The 15,986-nt window shown below is 39.3% G+C and carries 15 protein-coding genes; all 15 read left to right on the top strand.

Going from position 1 to position 15,986, the window contains the following annotated elements:
- Positions 1 to 182 precede the first annotated feature (182 nt).
- The 15 genes from glnE to ACE01T_RS15005 all read left to right on the top strand — a co-directional run bounded on the left by glnE (position 183) and on the right by ACE01T_RS15005 (position 15,838).
- Positions 183 to 2,942: a bifunctional [glutamate--ammonia ligase]-adenylyl-L-tyrosine phosphorylase/[glutamate--ammonia-ligase] adenylyltransferase gene (gene glnE, locus ACE01T_RS15075; RefSeq protein WP_395519593.1), complete on the top strand. Its 2,760-nt coding sequence runs from the start codon at positions 183 to 185 to the stop codon at positions 2,940 to 2,942.
- Between the two features lie 18 nt (positions 2,943 to 2,960).
- Positions 2,961 to 3,887, top strand: a complete 927-nt coding sequence (locus ACE01T_RS15070; RefSeq protein ID WP_395519592.1) for a branched-chain amino acid transaminase — start codon at positions 2,961 to 2,963, stop codon at positions 3,885 to 3,887.
- 165 nt (positions 3,888 to 4,052) lie between these two features.
- The gene (locus ACE01T_RS15065) at positions 4,053 to 5,120 is read left to right on the top strand and encodes an RNA-guided endonuclease InsQ/TnpB family protein (RefSeq protein WP_395519591.1); all 1,068 of its coding nucleotides are present in this window, start codon (positions 4,053 to 4,055) and stop codon (positions 5,118 to 5,120) included.
- Between the two features lie 39 nt (positions 5,121 to 5,159).
- Positions 5,160 to 6,050, top strand: a complete 891-nt coding sequence (locus ACE01T_RS15060; RefSeq protein ID WP_395519590.1) for an ELM1/GtrOC1 family putative glycosyltransferase — start codon at positions 5,160 to 5,162, stop codon at positions 6,048 to 6,050.
- Positions 6,051 to 6,063: 13 nt separating this feature from the next.
- Positions 6,064 to 6,873 carry a polysaccharide deacetylase family protein gene (locus ACE01T_RS15055; RefSeq protein ID WP_395519589.1) on the top strand — a complete coding sequence of 270 codons (810 nt, stop codon included), beginning with the start codon at positions 6,064 to 6,066 and terminating at the stop codon, positions 6,871 to 6,873.
- Between the two features lie 3 nt (positions 6,874 to 6,876).
- Positions 6,877 to 7,866, top strand: coding sequence for a glycosyltransferase (locus ACE01T_RS15050; protein ID WP_395519588.1), 990 nt, complete (start codon positions 6,877 to 6,879; stop codon positions 7,864 to 7,866).
- Positions 7,856 to 8,881 (top strand): ELM1/GtrOC1 family putative glycosyltransferase, encoded by a 1,026-nt coding sequence (locus tag ACE01T_RS15045; protein WP_346792133.1) that lies wholly within the window; start codon positions 7,856 to 7,858, stop codon positions 8,879 to 8,881. The genes ACE01T_RS15050 and ACE01T_RS15045 overlap by 11 nt, the downstream gene beginning before the upstream one ends.
- Positions 8,882 to 8,969: 88 nt before the next feature.
- The gene (gene rfbB / locus ACE01T_RS15040; protein WP_096901154.1) at positions 8,970 to 10,037 is read left to right on the top strand and encodes a dTDP-glucose 4,6-dehydratase; all 1,068 of its coding nucleotides are present in this window, start codon (positions 8,970 to 8,972) and stop codon (positions 10,035 to 10,037) included.
- A 2-nt stretch (positions 10,038 to 10,039) separates the two neighbouring features.
- Positions 10,040 to 10,933 carry a dTDP-4-dehydrorhamnose reductase gene (rfbD, locus tag ACE01T_RS15035; protein WP_096901155.1) on the top strand — a complete coding sequence of 298 codons (894 nt, stop codon included), beginning with the start codon at positions 10,040 to 10,042 and terminating at the stop codon, positions 10,931 to 10,933.
- Complete coding sequence (rfbA, locus tag ACE01T_RS15030) at positions 10,930 to 11,814, top strand: glucose-1-phosphate thymidylyltransferase RfbA (protein WP_395519587.1); 885 nt, start codon at positions 10,930 to 10,932, stop codon at positions 11,812 to 11,814. Before rfbD ends, rfbA begins: the two co-directional genes overlap by 4 nt.
- Entirely contained in the window at positions 11,811 to 12,371 is a 561-nt protein-coding gene (rfbC, locus tag ACE01T_RS15025) for a dTDP-4-dehydrorhamnose 3,5-epimerase (protein ID WP_395519586.1), read from the top strand. Before rfbA ends, rfbC begins: the two co-directional genes overlap by 4 nt.
- A 534-nt stretch (positions 12,372 to 12,905) precedes the next feature.
- Complete coding sequence (locus tag ACE01T_RS15020) at positions 12,906 to 13,310, top strand: sugar 3,4-ketoisomerase (RefSeq protein WP_395519585.1); 405 nt, start codon at positions 12,906 to 12,908, stop codon at positions 13,308 to 13,310.
- Positions 13,307 to 13,777: an acyltransferase gene (locus tag ACE01T_RS15015; protein ID WP_395519584.1), complete on the top strand. Its 471-nt coding sequence runs from the start codon at positions 13,307 to 13,309 to the stop codon at positions 13,775 to 13,777. Before ACE01T_RS15020 ends, ACE01T_RS15015 begins: the two co-directional genes overlap by 4 nt.
- A complete protein-coding gene (locus ACE01T_RS15010; RefSeq protein WP_395519583.1) occupies positions 13,770 to 14,885 on the top strand; it encodes a DegT/DnrJ/EryC1/StrS family aminotransferase in 1,116 nt (371 codons plus the stop codon). The genes ACE01T_RS15015 and ACE01T_RS15010 overlap by 8 nt, the downstream gene beginning before the upstream one ends.
- Complete coding sequence (locus ACE01T_RS15005) at positions 14,882 to 15,838, top strand: glycosyltransferase (RefSeq protein WP_395519582.1); 957 nt, start codon at positions 14,882 to 14,884, stop codon at positions 15,836 to 15,838. The genes ACE01T_RS15010 and ACE01T_RS15005 overlap by 4 nt, the downstream gene beginning before the upstream one ends.
- The last annotated feature ends 148 nt before the right edge of the window (positions 15,839 to 15,986 follow it).

Below are 15,986 nucleotides of genomic sequence, written 5' to 3'. Positions count from 1 at the left end.
AAGATGAGATGTAACTCATTGAAATGTGTCATCATATTCGTCGTCAGAAAACAAGTATTATGCCATTATTTCAATGAGTTATCTTTTTTTGTCGTGTACAAAGGATAGAAAATCAATTTTTCTTTTCCACTATTTCTTTTCAGCTGCTATAACTAGAAAAAAATCAGGCTGAAGGTTTTAAGATGAATGCGAAACAATTGCACAACACATTGCGTGCGAGCCAATATGCAGAACAGGTGTTGGGAAAACACAGTGCTCTATTAGAACAAGATTATGCAATTGATCAATTTCTCCTTCCTTTAACCACCATTCAAATCCAGAACATTGTTCATGACACGCTAGAGCAGATTACAGATGAAAGCACTTGGATGCATGCCATTCGTGTGCTTCGTGCGCGCTTGATGTTCCGCTGGATTTGGCAGGACGCCAACCGGTTGACGGATGTGATAACCCTGACACGCGAGCTTTCCGATTTTGCCGATGCTGCTATTTGCGCGGCTAAAAATTTTGCCCGTGCTCCATTGGTGGCCAAGCATGGTGAGCCTATCGGCTACGGTGGTGAGGTGCAGGATTTAATCGTGGTAGCCATGGGCAAGCTCGGGGCACAAGAGCTTAACCTTTCAAGTGATATTGATCTTATTTTTGCTTTTGATGAACAGGGCGAAACTAATGGTCGCAAATGTATTGATGTACAGCAGTTTTGTATTTTGTGGGGGCAAAAGCTGATTTATCTGCTTGATCATATTAGCGCAGACGGTTTTGTGTTCCGTGTCGATATGCGCCTACGTCCCTGGGGGGATGGTTCAGCTTTGGCGATTAGCCATGTGGCCCTGGAAAAATATTTAAGCCAGCATGGCCGTGAGTGGGAGCGCTATGCCTGGATTAAAGCCCGCATAGTCACCGGTGGAACAGAAGGTGATGAATTATTGGAGATGACCCGTCCTTTTGTGTTTCGTAAATATGTCGATTACACCGCCTTTGAAGCCATGCGTGAAATGAAGGCGATGATTGAACGCGAAGTACAACGCCGTAATATCGAAGATGATATCAAGCTTGGAGCAGGGGGAATTCGTGAAGTCGAATTCATCGTTCAAGTCTTTCAATTGATTTATGGTGGCTCAAAACTTGAATTGCAGGATCGCCAGTGTCTGGTCAGCCTGCATCATTTGGGTGAAGTGGGGCTTCTTGAACAAAATGCCGTACTTGAACTGGAAGATGCCTATCTGTTCCTGCGCCGGATTGAACATGCCATTCAGGCACTCAATGACCAGCAGACCCAATCCTTGCCCAATGAACCTGATTTAAGAAATCGTATGATTGAAACGCTGGGTTTTGACAGTTGGGAGCAATTTTTAGAGGTACTGAATCAAAAACGTGCCAAGGTCATCTACCAGTTTGAGCATTTGATTAAAGAAAAAGAACCTGATCCGTTAATTGAAAGCTTTACTCAATTAGAGAAACAGCTGAATGAAGTGCTGGATGAAGATGCCAAAAATCTAGTGCATGAATTCTGGAATGGGCATGCGCTGAAAAAATTGCCAGCCAAAGCCGTACAGCGTTTAAAGACGTTTTGGCCACACCTGATTGAAGCGATTTTGCAGTCTGATAAACCACAAGTGGCACTGTTACGTTTGATGCCTTTGGTCGAATCGGTCCTGCGCCGTACTGTGTATCTGGTAATGTTGATTGAAAGTAAGGGTGCGCTGCAGCGTCTGGTGAAAATGGCCACGGTGAGTCCATGGATTTGTGAGGAACTGACCCATTATCCGGTACTGCTGGACGAATTTTTATCGATGGATTTTGAATTGCCGAAACGCAAGGATCTGGAAGATTCACTGCGCCAGCAACTATTACGTATCGAGATTGATCAGGTTGAAGATCAGATGCGTGTGCTGCGTTTATTCAAGAAATCCAATGTATTGGCTGTGGCTGCCAGTGATGTGCTGGCAGAAAGCCCATTGATGAAAGTCTCCGATGCATTAACCGATATTGCAGAAGTTTCAGTGAATGCTACGCTAAATCTGGCTTATCAGATTGTGGCGAAAAAGCATGGCTATCCTTTAGATGTAGAGGGGCAGCGCTGTTCACTCGATCATATGGCATTCGCGGTTGCAGGCTATGGCAAACTAGGTGGCATTGAACTGGGTTATGGCTCGGATTTGGATCTGGTATTTATTCATTATATGAGTGAACAGGGTGATACCGATGGTATTAAACCGATTAGCGGTTTTGAGTTTGCCATACGCGTGGCACAGAAATTCATGTCGCTGATGACCACACAAACCTTAGATGGGCGCGTTTATGAAATTGATACCCGCTTACGTCCATCGGGTGAAGCTGGCTTACTTGTGACCAGCTTCAAAGCCTTTGAACAATATCAATTAAAAAGTGCTTGGGTATGGGAGCATCAGGCGCTGGTTCGTGCTCGATCCATTGCCGGTGAAGCTTCCCTGCGAGAAAAGTTTGAAGATTTACGCTGCCGCATTTTGACCCAGTCACGGGATGAGGCGAATGTTCGAGCAGAAGTGCTGAAAATGCGTCAAAAAATGAAAGACCATTTAGGCTCTTCCAAAGAGCAGCAAAAAGATGGGATTTTTCACTTAAAACAGGATGCAGGTGGTATCGTTGATATCGAATTTATGGCACAGTATGCGGTATTAGCATGGAGTGGGTCGAATCCTGATCTCGCCCATTACTCCGACAACGTACGAATCCTTGAGGATGCCGCAAAAACGGATCGCTTATCCAGCGCCGATGCGACAGCATTGATTCAAGCTTATCTCCGTGAACGAGCCGAGAGCCACCGTTTAGCCCTTGCAAATCAATCCATGCAAGTTGCAGCTGACGACTGGTACGATACCCGAGAGGTCGTTTGCAAGTTATGGCAAAGATTAATTGATCCAACTGCAACTTTTGCGTTGGATAGAAATGACTGTGTATAAAAATTTGGAGTGTGTGCCATGAATTTGGCTGATCGTGATGGTTTTATCTGGCAAGATGGACAAATGGTTGACTGGCGTGAGGCGAAAATCCACGTCCTAACTCATACATTACACTACAGTATGGGTGTGTTTGAGGGTGTCCGTGCTTATGAAACACCAAATGGTACCGCGATTTTCCGTCTCCAAGATCATACCAAGCGTTTGCTTAACTCTGCAAAAATCTATCAAATGAAGGTTCCATTTGATCATGCAGCACTTGAGCAGGCTCAAATTGATGTAGTACGCGAAAATAAATTAGCTTCATGCTATTTGCGTCCAATTATCTTTATCGGTTCGGAAAAACTCGGTATTGCTGCAACGGATAATACTATTCATGCCACTGTGGCAGCATGGGGCTGGGGTGCTTACCTGGGTGAAGAAGCGATGGCGAAAGGTATTCGCGTAAAAACTTCATCATTTACCCATCACCATCCAAACGTGACCATGTGTAAGGCAAAGGCTTCAGGTAACTATACCTTGTCTATTCTTGCCCATCAGGAAGTGGCACATTCGGGTTATGACGAAGCGATGTTGATGGATCCGCAAGGTTATGTATGTCAGGGTTCTGGCGAAAACGTATTCTTGGTAAAAGATGGTGCATTGCATACACCGGATATCGCTGGCGGTGCTTTAGATGGTATTACCCGTCAAACGATCATTACCATTGCCAAAGACTTGGGCATTGAAGTGGTTGAACGTCGTATTACCCGTGATGAATTCTATATCGGTGATGAAGCCTTCTTCACCGGTACTGCAGCTGAAGTGACTCCAATCCGTGAATATGATGATCGTATCATTGGCGAAGGCTGTCGTGGTCCAATTACGACAAAAATCCAGAAAGCGTTCTTTGATGCAGTTCAGGGTAAAGATCCTAAATATGCGCACTGGTTAACTTACGTAAAATAAGTTGATCGGTTAAGATGAGGAGGCGGAACGAAAGTTTCGCCTTTTTTATCAAATGGAGCGTAAAACTCTGTCCTTCAGGGCAGAAATATAAGCGACATGACATGAAATGTCGTTGAGTTTTTTAAAAATCAACACCTTTAATTTAACATGAGCTAATATAAGCCCATGAAAACACTTAAATTACGCATAAAAGACAAACATTGCAAGGTGCTAGACCAATTAGCATCTGAGGTTAACTTTGTTTGGAATTATGTGAATGATTTAAGTTTCAAACACCTGAAAAGAACAGGTGACTTTTTCTCAGCATTCGATATGGCTAAATACACAAAAGGGACTTCAAAATTGTGTGGTTTGCATAGTCAAACGGTGGATGCAATCAGAGAAGAATATGCTGGTAAAAGAGAACAGTTTAGAAAAGCAAAATTAAAATGGCGTGTGAGTAACAAAAAGTCAGCAAGACGTTCACTTGGTTGGATACCCTTTAAAAAAGTAGCGATTAAATATGCTGATGGATATGTGCAATATGGCAAGCAGAAATTTAACCTATGGGATAGTTACGGTATAGGCAAATACAGCGTTAGAACAGGCTCATTTGTTGAGGATAGTCGTGGGCGCTGGTATGTGTGTCTTGTTGTGGATAGCACTAAAGCTGAGAAACCCACCGCCACCAAAGCAATTGGCATTGATTTGGGCTTAAAAGATATAGCCACCTGCTCAGATGGTACTGTGATTTCAAATCCTAAATTCTATCGAAAATATGAAAAGAAATTAGGTATAGCTCAACGAGCAAGAAATAAAAAACGTGTACGTGCATTACACGCCAAGATTGCAAACTGTCGTAAAGATCATTTGCATAAAGCAAGCACTCTGCTTGTGAAAGAAAATGCACTGATTGTTGTAGGTGACTTAAGTGCGAAAAAGCTGGTGAAAACCAAGATGGCGAAATCTGTTTTGGACACAGGATTTTCAGCACTCAAAACAATGCTCAAGTATAAATGCGAGAACGCAGGGGTATTGTTTGAGGAAGTTAGTGAGAGGTTCACAACCCAAATTTGTTCGTGCTGTGGTGAGATCACCTCTAGCAGTCCACAAGGTAGAACAGATTTGCGAATAAGAGTATGGGAATGTGAGTGCGGAAGTATAAATCATCGTGATTTAAATTCCGCTAAGAACATACTTGCGCTTGGGCATAAGCGTCTAGCAGTAGGAATCACCCTCCTTTTAGGTGGGTGAGGATGTCAATGCTTAATGGTGTAAAAGGAAACAATAAACATGCATATTGTCTACGTTAGTGATGCTAAAGCGGGGCACCGTTCGCAAGCAGTCGGTTTGTATAAGGCCATGCAGCGTATAAGCAATAGCGAAGTAACTTTTCAGGAAATCGCCCTTCAGCAATTGCCAATTTTCACGCTTTTAAAAGGCATGTTGAGTCATCAATTGTCCCTGTTTGAAAAAAAGCCGGATTATATTTTGGGAGTCGGCAGCCATACCCAGTCACGGGTTCTGCTACTGGGTAAAGTATATCCTCAGGCGAAAACGGTTATTTTAATGAAACCGAATTTTCCTTTCAGCTGGTTTGATTATGCCATTATTCCTGAACATGATGGTGTACCTGAATCCAGGCATGTTATTACCACTCAAGGGGCTTTAAACCCGATTGTGAATGAACAGCGCCACCAAGCCAATCGGATCTTGATTGCTTTAGGCGGTTCTTCCAAACGTCATCAATGGAATGAAGCAAAAGTTTTGTCAGCAATTCAGCAGATCGTAAAAAATCATCCTGACGGTAAAATTATTCTGACTACCTCACGTCGTACACCATCCGAATTTCTGGCTCATTTAGTTAAGCAACCTTATAGTCAGCATTTGCAAATTTTTCCGGTAGAACAAACCCCGCAAGGCTGGATCTTTGAGGAAATGCAAAAGGCAGAAGCAGTTTGGGTCACGGAAGATAGTGTTTCCATGATTTTCGAGGCTTTAACAGCCGGTTGTAAGATGGGAGTGATTGGGATTGATCGATTAAAAGAAGATCGGATTACCCAATCGATTGATCACATCATTCAATCTCATTTGGTTTCTGATAGTACTTCAATTCAAGCGTTACCTGAACCTCATGCTTTTAAAGAAGCAGAGCGTGTGGCAACATATCTTTTAGCACAATAATCAGGTTGCTCTTGTGATTTATATTTTTATTCTCCTGTTGGTCTTATTCATGGCGTTTAGTTATAAATATGCATGGTGGAAACCAGCGGTAGACTGGAAACGACCTCGTGTGCTGATGTATCACATGGTCAGGGACCATATTGATGGTGCCAAGTTTAATAAATTACGGGTTAAGCCAGCTGAGTTTGAAAAACAAATCGCTTGGATGAAAGCTGAAGGCTTTCATTTTGTGACTATGCAGGAATTACAACAAAATTGGGGTAGACACCCTGAAAAAACCGTGGCTATTACCTTTGATGATGGTTATCTGGATAATCTGGAAAATGCTTACCCAATATTAGAAAAGTATCAGGCTAAAGCGACCATTTATGTAGTGGTAGACCGACATGATCGGGATTGGTCAACCTATAAAAAAGCCCATCATAATAGTGGCGAACTGGCTCGTGAGCCTAAGCTGAATGATGAGCAAGTAAAGTGGTTAGCAGATTCGGGCGTGGTCGAAATTGGTTCACATACCATGACTCATGCCAATATGGCGAAACTAAGCGATGAGGAATGCTTGGCTGAATTAACTCAATCCAAGCAGGTATTGGAAAGCTTAATCCAGCAGGAAGTGACGAGCTTTGCTTATCCCTTTGGAATTTATTCTACACGTGATGTGGCGCTGGCCCGAAAGGCAGGCTATCACAATGCAGTGACCACAAAAGAAGGTATAGATTTAGAGCAGCCCGATTTTATGCAGTTGCAGCGAATTAAAATCAGCGGCAAGGATTCATTGTTTGCGGTGAAATTGCGAATGAAACTGGGTAAACGGGAGGGCTAGTCGATGAAAGTAACATTGGTCATGGCAGGTGATGAAGAGGGGGGGCTGGAAAAACATGTTGTTGAATTGGCCAATAGTCTAATGAAACATCACCAAGTCACAGTTATTGCACATGAAAAGTACCGTAGTCGTTTAAAAACAGAATTTATCGCAATTGATCTGTCGAAGAGTAGAAGAAATATTATTATTCTGTATCAAATTTATAAAGCATTGAAAGGGCTTCAGTCTGATATTGTACATGTGCATGGGAATAAAGCTGCTGCAATGGTGGGGAGTGTTTTAAAATTTCTATCGACTAAAAGTGTTGCCACTTTACATAGCCGTAAAAAAAATACCAAAATGTTTAAGGGTTTTGATGCGGTGATTGCAGTGAGTCCCAATGCCGCAGAAACCTTAGAACACCCTAATAAGTACATTATTCTGAATGGAATTGAACCGCCTGAGCTTAATTCCGATATTAATAAAATAACTCCACCTGTCGTTTTGGCTGTAGGAAGATTAGTGCCCGTTAAGGGTTTTGATCTTTTAATTCAAGCATGGCAAGACATACCAAATGCACAGCTTTGGATTGTAGGAGAAGGTTTTGAAAAGCAAAAGTTGGCAACACTTATTAATGAGCATGCTCTGGAAAAGAGTATAAAGTTACTGGGTTTTCGTAATGATATTACTGATTTGATGCAGCAAGCTTCTCTTTATGTGATGTCATCTCATTATGAAGGATGTCCATATACCATGATAGAGGCTTTGCTTTGTAAAATACCTATGATATCAACAGCTGTAGGGGCAATGACCCAAATTTTACCTAAGCAGTACCTCTGTGCTGAAAATGATGCAAATGCATTACATCATCTGATCGTACATACTTTAGAAAATTTAAAACAAGTAGAGCAGGATTTCATCCCAGTATTTGCTGATGCAGAAAAAAACCTAGTTTTAGATGGAATGGTCAAGAATATTGAAATGGTCTATCGTGAGGTGTTAGATGGAAAATAGTCACCTGATGATTTTAGCTTTAACGGATGGTAAAGCAGGACATGAAACACAAACCAAGGGGATAATCACCTTACTGAATAACGGAAATCAATATGAAGTACAGTGGCTCAAGATTTACAAAGTCAGTAAATTAACGAAGCATATACTCAAAGCTTTTTTGCCTATTGTAAGCCCGAAATGGGCATTAGGTTTTTATCTGGATACTGTTCAATTACAAGTTTTACAGTCAGATTGTGCTCTCCTTGTTTCAGCCGGTGGTGAAACACTTCTGCCAAATGCCTTGCTTAAAAAGTATTTTCAGCAGCAGGGGAAAGCTACCAAGAATGTGATTGCAACCTCATTAAGAGGGATTCCAGCTTGTTATTTTGATGCTGTATTTACTATTGATGATAAATACAAAAATCAAAAACCTTTTATTTATTACCCAATTGCACCAAATAAACAACTTACTTTTCAATTGGAACATAGAGTTCAGCAAGCAAAGCAAAATCTGGATTGTATGGAACAGAAAGTACTGATTATTTTAATTGGTGCAGATACTAAAACATCCAAAATTGGGACTTCTTCTGAATGGATTGAGTGGATTAAGTACTTGGCGCTGAACTATCCAGATTGGAAAATTCTGATCAGTACATCCAGGCGTACACCCGAAGCTTTTGAGAAGGATCTACAGCAAGCCTTCACAAGAAACCCACAGATAGCTTTAACACTAGTCAATCATGGTCAGCAATGTGATATTGCTGATTATATTTATGCAGCGGACTTAATCATTTGTTCACCTGAATCAACCTCGATGATCAGTGAGGCGTTGGTGAGTGAAAAGAAAGTGTTGATTCCTGTATTCAAATCCAGTGTATTTGATAAGGAACTTGAAAATTATCTAGCTAAGTTTGAGCAAGAGCGATGGCTTAGTAAGGTTTATATAGATAAAATGGCAGACCTAATTGGAGTTGTTGAGAAGATTACACCGCAGAAACATAGAATGAATTTGCTCGATCAATTCAAAAATATTTAACTCTCACCATAGAAGTTAACTATTTATGTTGATGTTCTAAAAATTCTTCTTTGATATGATTTGTGTGCTCTAGATTTTTGGGGGGAAAATGAGATTTTTAATTACAGGTGGTGCAGGCTTTATTGGATCTGCAGTGATTCGCCATATTATTCAGAATACAGAACATGAAGTCTTAAATGTTGATAAACTAACCTATGCCGGTAATCTAGAATCGTTAAGTTCCATTTCTAATTACTCTCGTTATCAATTCTCCCAAACCGATATTTGTAATCGTGCCGCACTAGATCAATTATTTACAGATTTCCAACCTGATGCAGTGATGCACTTGGCTGCAGAATCCCACGTAGACCGTTCGATTTCTGGGCCTTATGCTTTTATTGAAACCAATATCATCGGCACTTATCAAATGTTGGAAGCAAGCCGCGCTTACTGGTTAGGCTTAAATGAAAAAAAGAAGGCTACATTCCGTTTTCACCATATTTCAACAGATGAGGTCTATGGTGATTTAGAAGGAACAACGGACTTATTTACAGAAAAAACCCCTTATTCTCCTAGTTCACCTTATTCAGCAAGTAAAGCGAGTTCAGACCATCTGGTTCGTGCTTGGAATCGGACCTATGGATTACCGATTTTAGTGACCAACTGTTCCAATAACTATGGTCCTTACCATTTTCCAGAAAAACTCATTCCATTAATGATCTTAAATGCTTTGCAAGGAAAAGCACTTCCAGTCTATGGTAATGGCCAGCAAATCCGTGACTGGTTATTTGTGGAAGATCATGCCCGTGCACTTTATACTGTCGTGACTCAGGGGCAAGTTGGTGAAACCTATAACATTGGTGGTCACAATGAAAAAGCCAATATTGATGTAGTTCTTACCATTTGTTCTTTACTCGAAGAACTGGCTCCTAATAAACCACAAGGTGTTGAACGTTATCGAGACTTAATTACGTATGTAAAAGACCGCCCAGGCCATGATGTACGTTATGCGATTGATGCTTCAAAAATTGAACATGAATTGGGTTGGACACCGAAAGAATCATTTGAAACGGGATTACGTAAAACGGTTGAATGGTACTTAAACAATAATGAATGGGTTGAACACGTTCAAAGTGGTGAATATCAATCCTGGTTAAATAAGCAATACCAAGGATAAGCATGAAGATTTTATTGCTTGGAAAAAATGGTCAGGTTGGGTGGGAACTACAACGTGCTCTAGCTCCTTTGGGTGATGTTATTGCATTAGACCGGCATGGTCTAGCGGGACTGTCCGGTGATATGACCCAGCCACGGGCGATTTATAACACGATCATGACGGTAAAACCTGATGTGGTCGTGAATGCTGCTGCCTATACAGCCGTGGATTTAGCTGAAACAGAGCAGGATCAAGCCGATTTAGTGAATCATCAAACGGTAAAAGCTGCAGCTGAAGCGTGCCAACAAGTCAATGCACTGTTTGTGCATTACTCGACAGACTATGTTTTTGATGGCTTAGGTCAGACTTCATTTCTTGAAACGGATCGCATTGCACCCTTAAATGTTTATGGTCAAACCAAAGTGCAAGGTGAGCAGGCAATTATTGCAAGTGGTTGTGATTACCTAATTTTCAGAACCTCATGGGTCTATGCTGCTCGAGGAAAAAATTTCTTGAAAACTATGCTGAATTTGGCTCAGCAGCGAGAAGAACTCTCTATCATTGATGATCAAGTGGGTGCCCCTACCTCGGCTGAGTTGATTGCGGATATTACGGCACAGGCCATTCCACAAACAGCGGCTGACAGCATGAAAACAGGGGTTTATCACCTTGTAGCAAGTGGTGAAACTTCATGGTTTGGGTATGCCAATTATGTTTTTGAGCAGGCACGAGTCTTTGGATTGGAATTGGCTGTACAAAAGGTCAATCCCATTCCTACCATGGCGTATCCAACTCCAGCCACACGACCACATAATTCACGATTAAACAATCAAAAGTTACAGCAAACCTTCAGATTGAATTTGCCGCATTGGCAAGAAGGTGTAAAACGAATACTAGCGGAGCTATTAAGCAAATGAGTATAAAACGTAAGGGTATTATTTTAGCAGGCGGTTCCGGTACACGCTTACATCCGATTACCAAAGGTGTGTCCAAGCAACTTCTACCAATTTACGATAAGCCAATGATTTACTATCCGCTTTCTGTATTGATGCTGGCGGGTATTCGTGAAGTTTTAATTATTTCAACACCTGAAGACCTTCCAAACTTTGAAAAATTATTGGGCGATGGTTCCCAATTTGGTATTGAATTGAGCTATAAGGTGCAACCTTCTCCTGATGGTTTGGCACAAGCATTCCTGATCGGTGAAGAATTTATTGGTCAAGACAATGTCTGTCTAATTTTGGGTGATAATATTTACTACGGTCAACACTTCAGTGAGCAACTTGAGGCCGCGAATGCACGTGAGCATGGAGCCACAGTCTTTGGCTATCATGTTACAGATCCTGAGCGTTTTGGTGTGGTTGAATTTGACAAAACTGGTAAGGTACTCAGTATTGAAGAAAAACCTATACAGCCAAAATCTCCTTATGCGGTTACAGGTTTATATTTCTATGACAATCGTGTCGTTGAATTTGCCAAGCAGGTTAAACCTTCAGCTCGTGGCGAACTTGAAATTACCGACATTAATAATGCTTACTTGAAAGATGGTTCACTCAACGTCGAACTACTTGGTCGTGGCTTTGCCTGGTTGGATACAGGTACGCATGAATCTTTGCTTGAAGCAGGCCAGTTTGTTTATACCATTGAAAAACGTCAATCGTTGAAAGTAGCTTGTCTTGAAGAGATTGGTTTTAACCAAGGTTGGATTAGTAAAACTCAATTACTAGACAGCGCTAGTGCTTTAAAGAAAACAGAATACGGTCAATATCTGTATAAGATTGCGGATGAAGTACAATGAAAATTGAACAAACCAAAATTGAAGGCTTGCTGATTATACATCCACAAGTGTTTGGTGATGATCGTGGCTGGTTTATGGAAAGTTTTAATCATCAACGTTTTGCTCAAGCGCTTGAAGAGTTAAATTTACCCGTACCAACATTTGTTCAGGATAATCACTCCCTGTCGCAAAAGGGAGTACTACGCGGTTTACACTTCCAAAAAACTCCATATGCTCAGGGCAAATTGGTTCGAGTTGTGCAAGGCCGGGTATGGGATGTGGCTGTGGATATTCGCCCTGAATCTAAAACTTATGGTGAATGGGTCGGTGTAGAACTTAGCGCTGAGAATAAAACCATGTTCTGGATTCCGGAAGGATTTGCCCATGGCTTTATTGCATTAGAGGATAATACCCAGTTCTTGTATAAAACTACCAATTATTATAATAAAGAAAGTGAGGGTGCTATTCTTTGGAATGATCCGACACTCGCAATCGATTGGCCTTTAAATCAGGTTGATAAAGTATTGGTGAGTGAGAAAGATCAGCTTGCATCTACTTGGAAAAGTTTGAATATCTGACATATTAGAGATTACTATATGTGCTAAAAGTTTAATGGGAAGGCTCTTTAGTTATAAGATCCATCCTATTATGAATCCTTTGACAGATATTCTGATTGCAGCTTTATCAACAGGAGATATAGCAATCTTAAAATAGTTGAACAGTTCTGGTCAAAGGCTTAAAAGAGAAGCTCTATACAGCCCATAGCCATATTAGCCAGTATTAAAAGAGTAGAGTAAAAAACAAGGCATTTTCTTAATTATATACTATTGAAAGAATATGAAGCCTGTTTAATTTTCAACGGTTAATAAATATCACTTAAATAGCATCATGAAATAGAGGTTTTATTCAGTCTATTAAAGGGTAAATGTAATTTAGTAACGATTAATAGAAGTGCTTGTTAGTAATTGATGAGTCTTTATGCGCTTGCTAATTATGTCATCAAAATAAGTCTATCATTCGAGTAATCGAATCGTTAGCTTAAGCAGGATTCCGGTTATAATATTAATTAGTAATTCAATATATATTAAAAGGAATACATCACTAGGTCTGCTATGCAAATTAAATTAATCCCATTACAAACACATGGTGATGATCGTGGATCACTAATATCTTTAGAGCAAGATAAAAATATTCCTTTTCATATCAAACGGGTATATTACATTTTTAATACAAAAGAAGGTGTAACACGTGGCTTTCATGCACATAAAGAACTAAAGCAAGTCGCTATAGCAGTAAAAGGATCTTGCCGTTTTCTTTTAGATGATGGGAAAGAAAAAGTGTCTTTCTTATTAGATAACGCTGCGCAAGGGTTACTGATAGAGTCTTGCATATGGCGAGAAATGTCAGATTTTTCTGAAGATTGTGTCTTGATGGTTTTAGCAGATAATTTTTATGATGAGTCTGATTATATCCGTGATTATGATGAATTTTTAAATATTTTAAAGGACAAAGAATGAGTGTTTTTATTCATCCATTAAGTGATGTAAAAACTAAAAAGATTGGTAAAAATACACGTGTATGGCAATTTTCGGTTATTTTAGAACAAGCAACGATTGGAGAAAACTGTAATATTTGTGCTCATACATTAATAGAGAATGATGTTGTGGTTGGTAATAATGTAACTATTAAATCTGGGGTTTTTCTGTGGGATGGGATATACATAGAAGATGATGTATTTATTGGTCCTAATGCTACTTTTACTAATGATAAAAAACCAAAATCCAAACATTATCCTGATCAATTTTTATCAACTTTAATAGAAAAAGGTGCATCTATTGGTGCTAATGCCACAATTTTACCAAATTTGAAAATTGGTCAATATAGTTTGGTTGGAGCTGGGGCAGTAGTGACAAAAGATATACCTCCATTTTCAATTGTTGCTGGTAATCCTGCAAAAGTTATAGGACAAGTTCAACGTGATTAATTTTCTAGATTTAAAAAAAATTAATGCTCAGTATCGTGAAGAACTAATCACAGCTTGTACACGTGTAATTGATTCGGGTTGGTACATTAATGGCAATGAATTAAGTCAATTTGAAAAAAATTTTGCTGAATATTGTGGTACTAAGCATGCTATAGGTGTTGCAAATGGCTTAGATGCTTTAACTTTAGTTCTTCGTGCATGGAAAGAACTCGGAAAGCTAAATGATGGTGATGAAATCATTGTTCCTGCAAATACATATATTGCAAGTATTTTGGCAATTTCTGCAAACAATCTAAAGCCTGTTTTAGTCGAACCTGATATTAATACCTATAATTTAGATCCTAAGTTAATAGAAGAAAAAATCACTCCTAAAACCAAAGTTATACTCGCTGTTCATTTATACGGTCGATTGGCAGACATGCCAAGTATCACTCAATTTGCTAGACAGCATAGTCTTTTAGTTTTAGAAGATTCAGCTCAAGCTCATGGTGCTGAAATTGAAGGTAAACGAGCTGGGAACTGGGGTGATGCTTCAGGTTTTAGTTTTTATCCAGGAAAAAACTTAGGTGCTCTTGGTGATGGTGGTGCAATTACCACAAATGATGACCAACTTGCAGAAGTTTTGAAAGCATTGAGAAATTATGGTTCACATGAGAAATATGTGAATAAATATAAAGGTGTAAATAGTCGCTTAGATGAAATTCAGGCTGCATGTTTGAATGTGAAATTAAAACATCTCGATCATACGATCAATTCAAGACGTAACATTGCTCAAATATATCAAAAAAACTTGCAAAGTCTTAATGGTCTTATATTACCTACAATTGAAAATATTCCTAATAACTTAATTCATGTTTGGCATTTATATGTTATTCGTTCTGAACAGCGTGAAAAACTACATCATTTTTTAAGTCAACATGATATTCAAACATTAATTCATTATCCTATTCCAGCCCATCAACAACATGCTTATGCTGAATGGAATAATTTAAGACTCCCTCTATCTGAAAAAATACACAATGAAGTTTTAAGTTTACCAATTTCACCGTGCTTAACTGAAGATGAAGCAGTGTTTGTTTGTGAAAAAATTACGAGTTTTTTTAAATGACGAATGTTGAATATAAGCGTCCAGCCCCATCTGTCACAATGGTACTTGTTTGTTATAATCAAGAAAAGTATATAAAAGAAGCTGTATTATCCGCTTTAAGTCAAGATTATAGTCCTTTGAAAATTATTATTTCAGATGATTGTTCAAAAGATAAAACAGTTCATATTATTGAAGAAATTTTAGCAACCTATAATGGAAGTCATGAAGTTTTTTTCAATAAAAACACTGTGAATCAAGGATTAATCACACATATTAATCTTGTTAATAACTTAGTTGATACAGAACTTCTTGTGATTGCTGCCGGTGATGATATCTCTCATGCAAATCGTGTTACTGAGACAATAAAAGCATATCGGTTAGCAGAACAACAGCCAACCTCTATTTACTCTTCTGTTAATAAAATGACCCCCGCTGGAGAACTAATTGGTTCTTGGACTCCACCGATAGAACTATCAGGTCATTCTGTCCTAGATTGTGCATTAAGTGGGGCTCTAATTATTGGTGCATCTCATACTTGGCATAAATCTTTATTTTCCATATTTGGAGAAATTACAGAACCAGGGGCATATGAGGATCTTGTGTTAGCTTATCGTAGTGCTATTCTAAATGGGTTATTATATATTGATGAACCTCTGGTCGATTATCGAATTGATATTGGTATATCTAATATTGAACAAAGCGGTACTCAAAGTAAAGTTCAACGATTTGAAAAGTCTATGAAATTTATGAAACCTGTCTTACGGCAACGTTTGCTCGACTCAAAATTCATTAAAGATAATAAGTTGCAGAAAATTGCAATCCGCAAGATTAACCAAAAATTAATGGAAATGGATCTTCAATATGCATTTTTAAAGGGAGAAAAAATTTATCCTTTACTTATTCAAGCTATAAAAACATCCACATTGCCTTTGTTCTTTAAATACTTAAGTAAATATTTAAGAAAGAAAATATAATCTAATACACAGCTAGTTTGAAAGGGTTTTGTCGCACAAAGATGGTAAGCGTCCGCTGAATCCCATACCAATTTTTAATTCGATTCAGGTTTCCAGCAGTGCGGCAGCAATTCTTCAATTTGGGTCACTTTGTGTGTCGGCAGCTTTT

It is taken from the genome of Acinetobacter uliginosus (assembly GCF_044130295.1).
Lineage (GTDB): Bacteria > Pseudomonadota > Gammaproteobacteria > Pseudomonadales > Moraxellaceae > Acinetobacter.
Note: the sequence above shows the minus strand (reverse complement) of the source record. Positions and strands in the feature narration are given on the sequence as shown.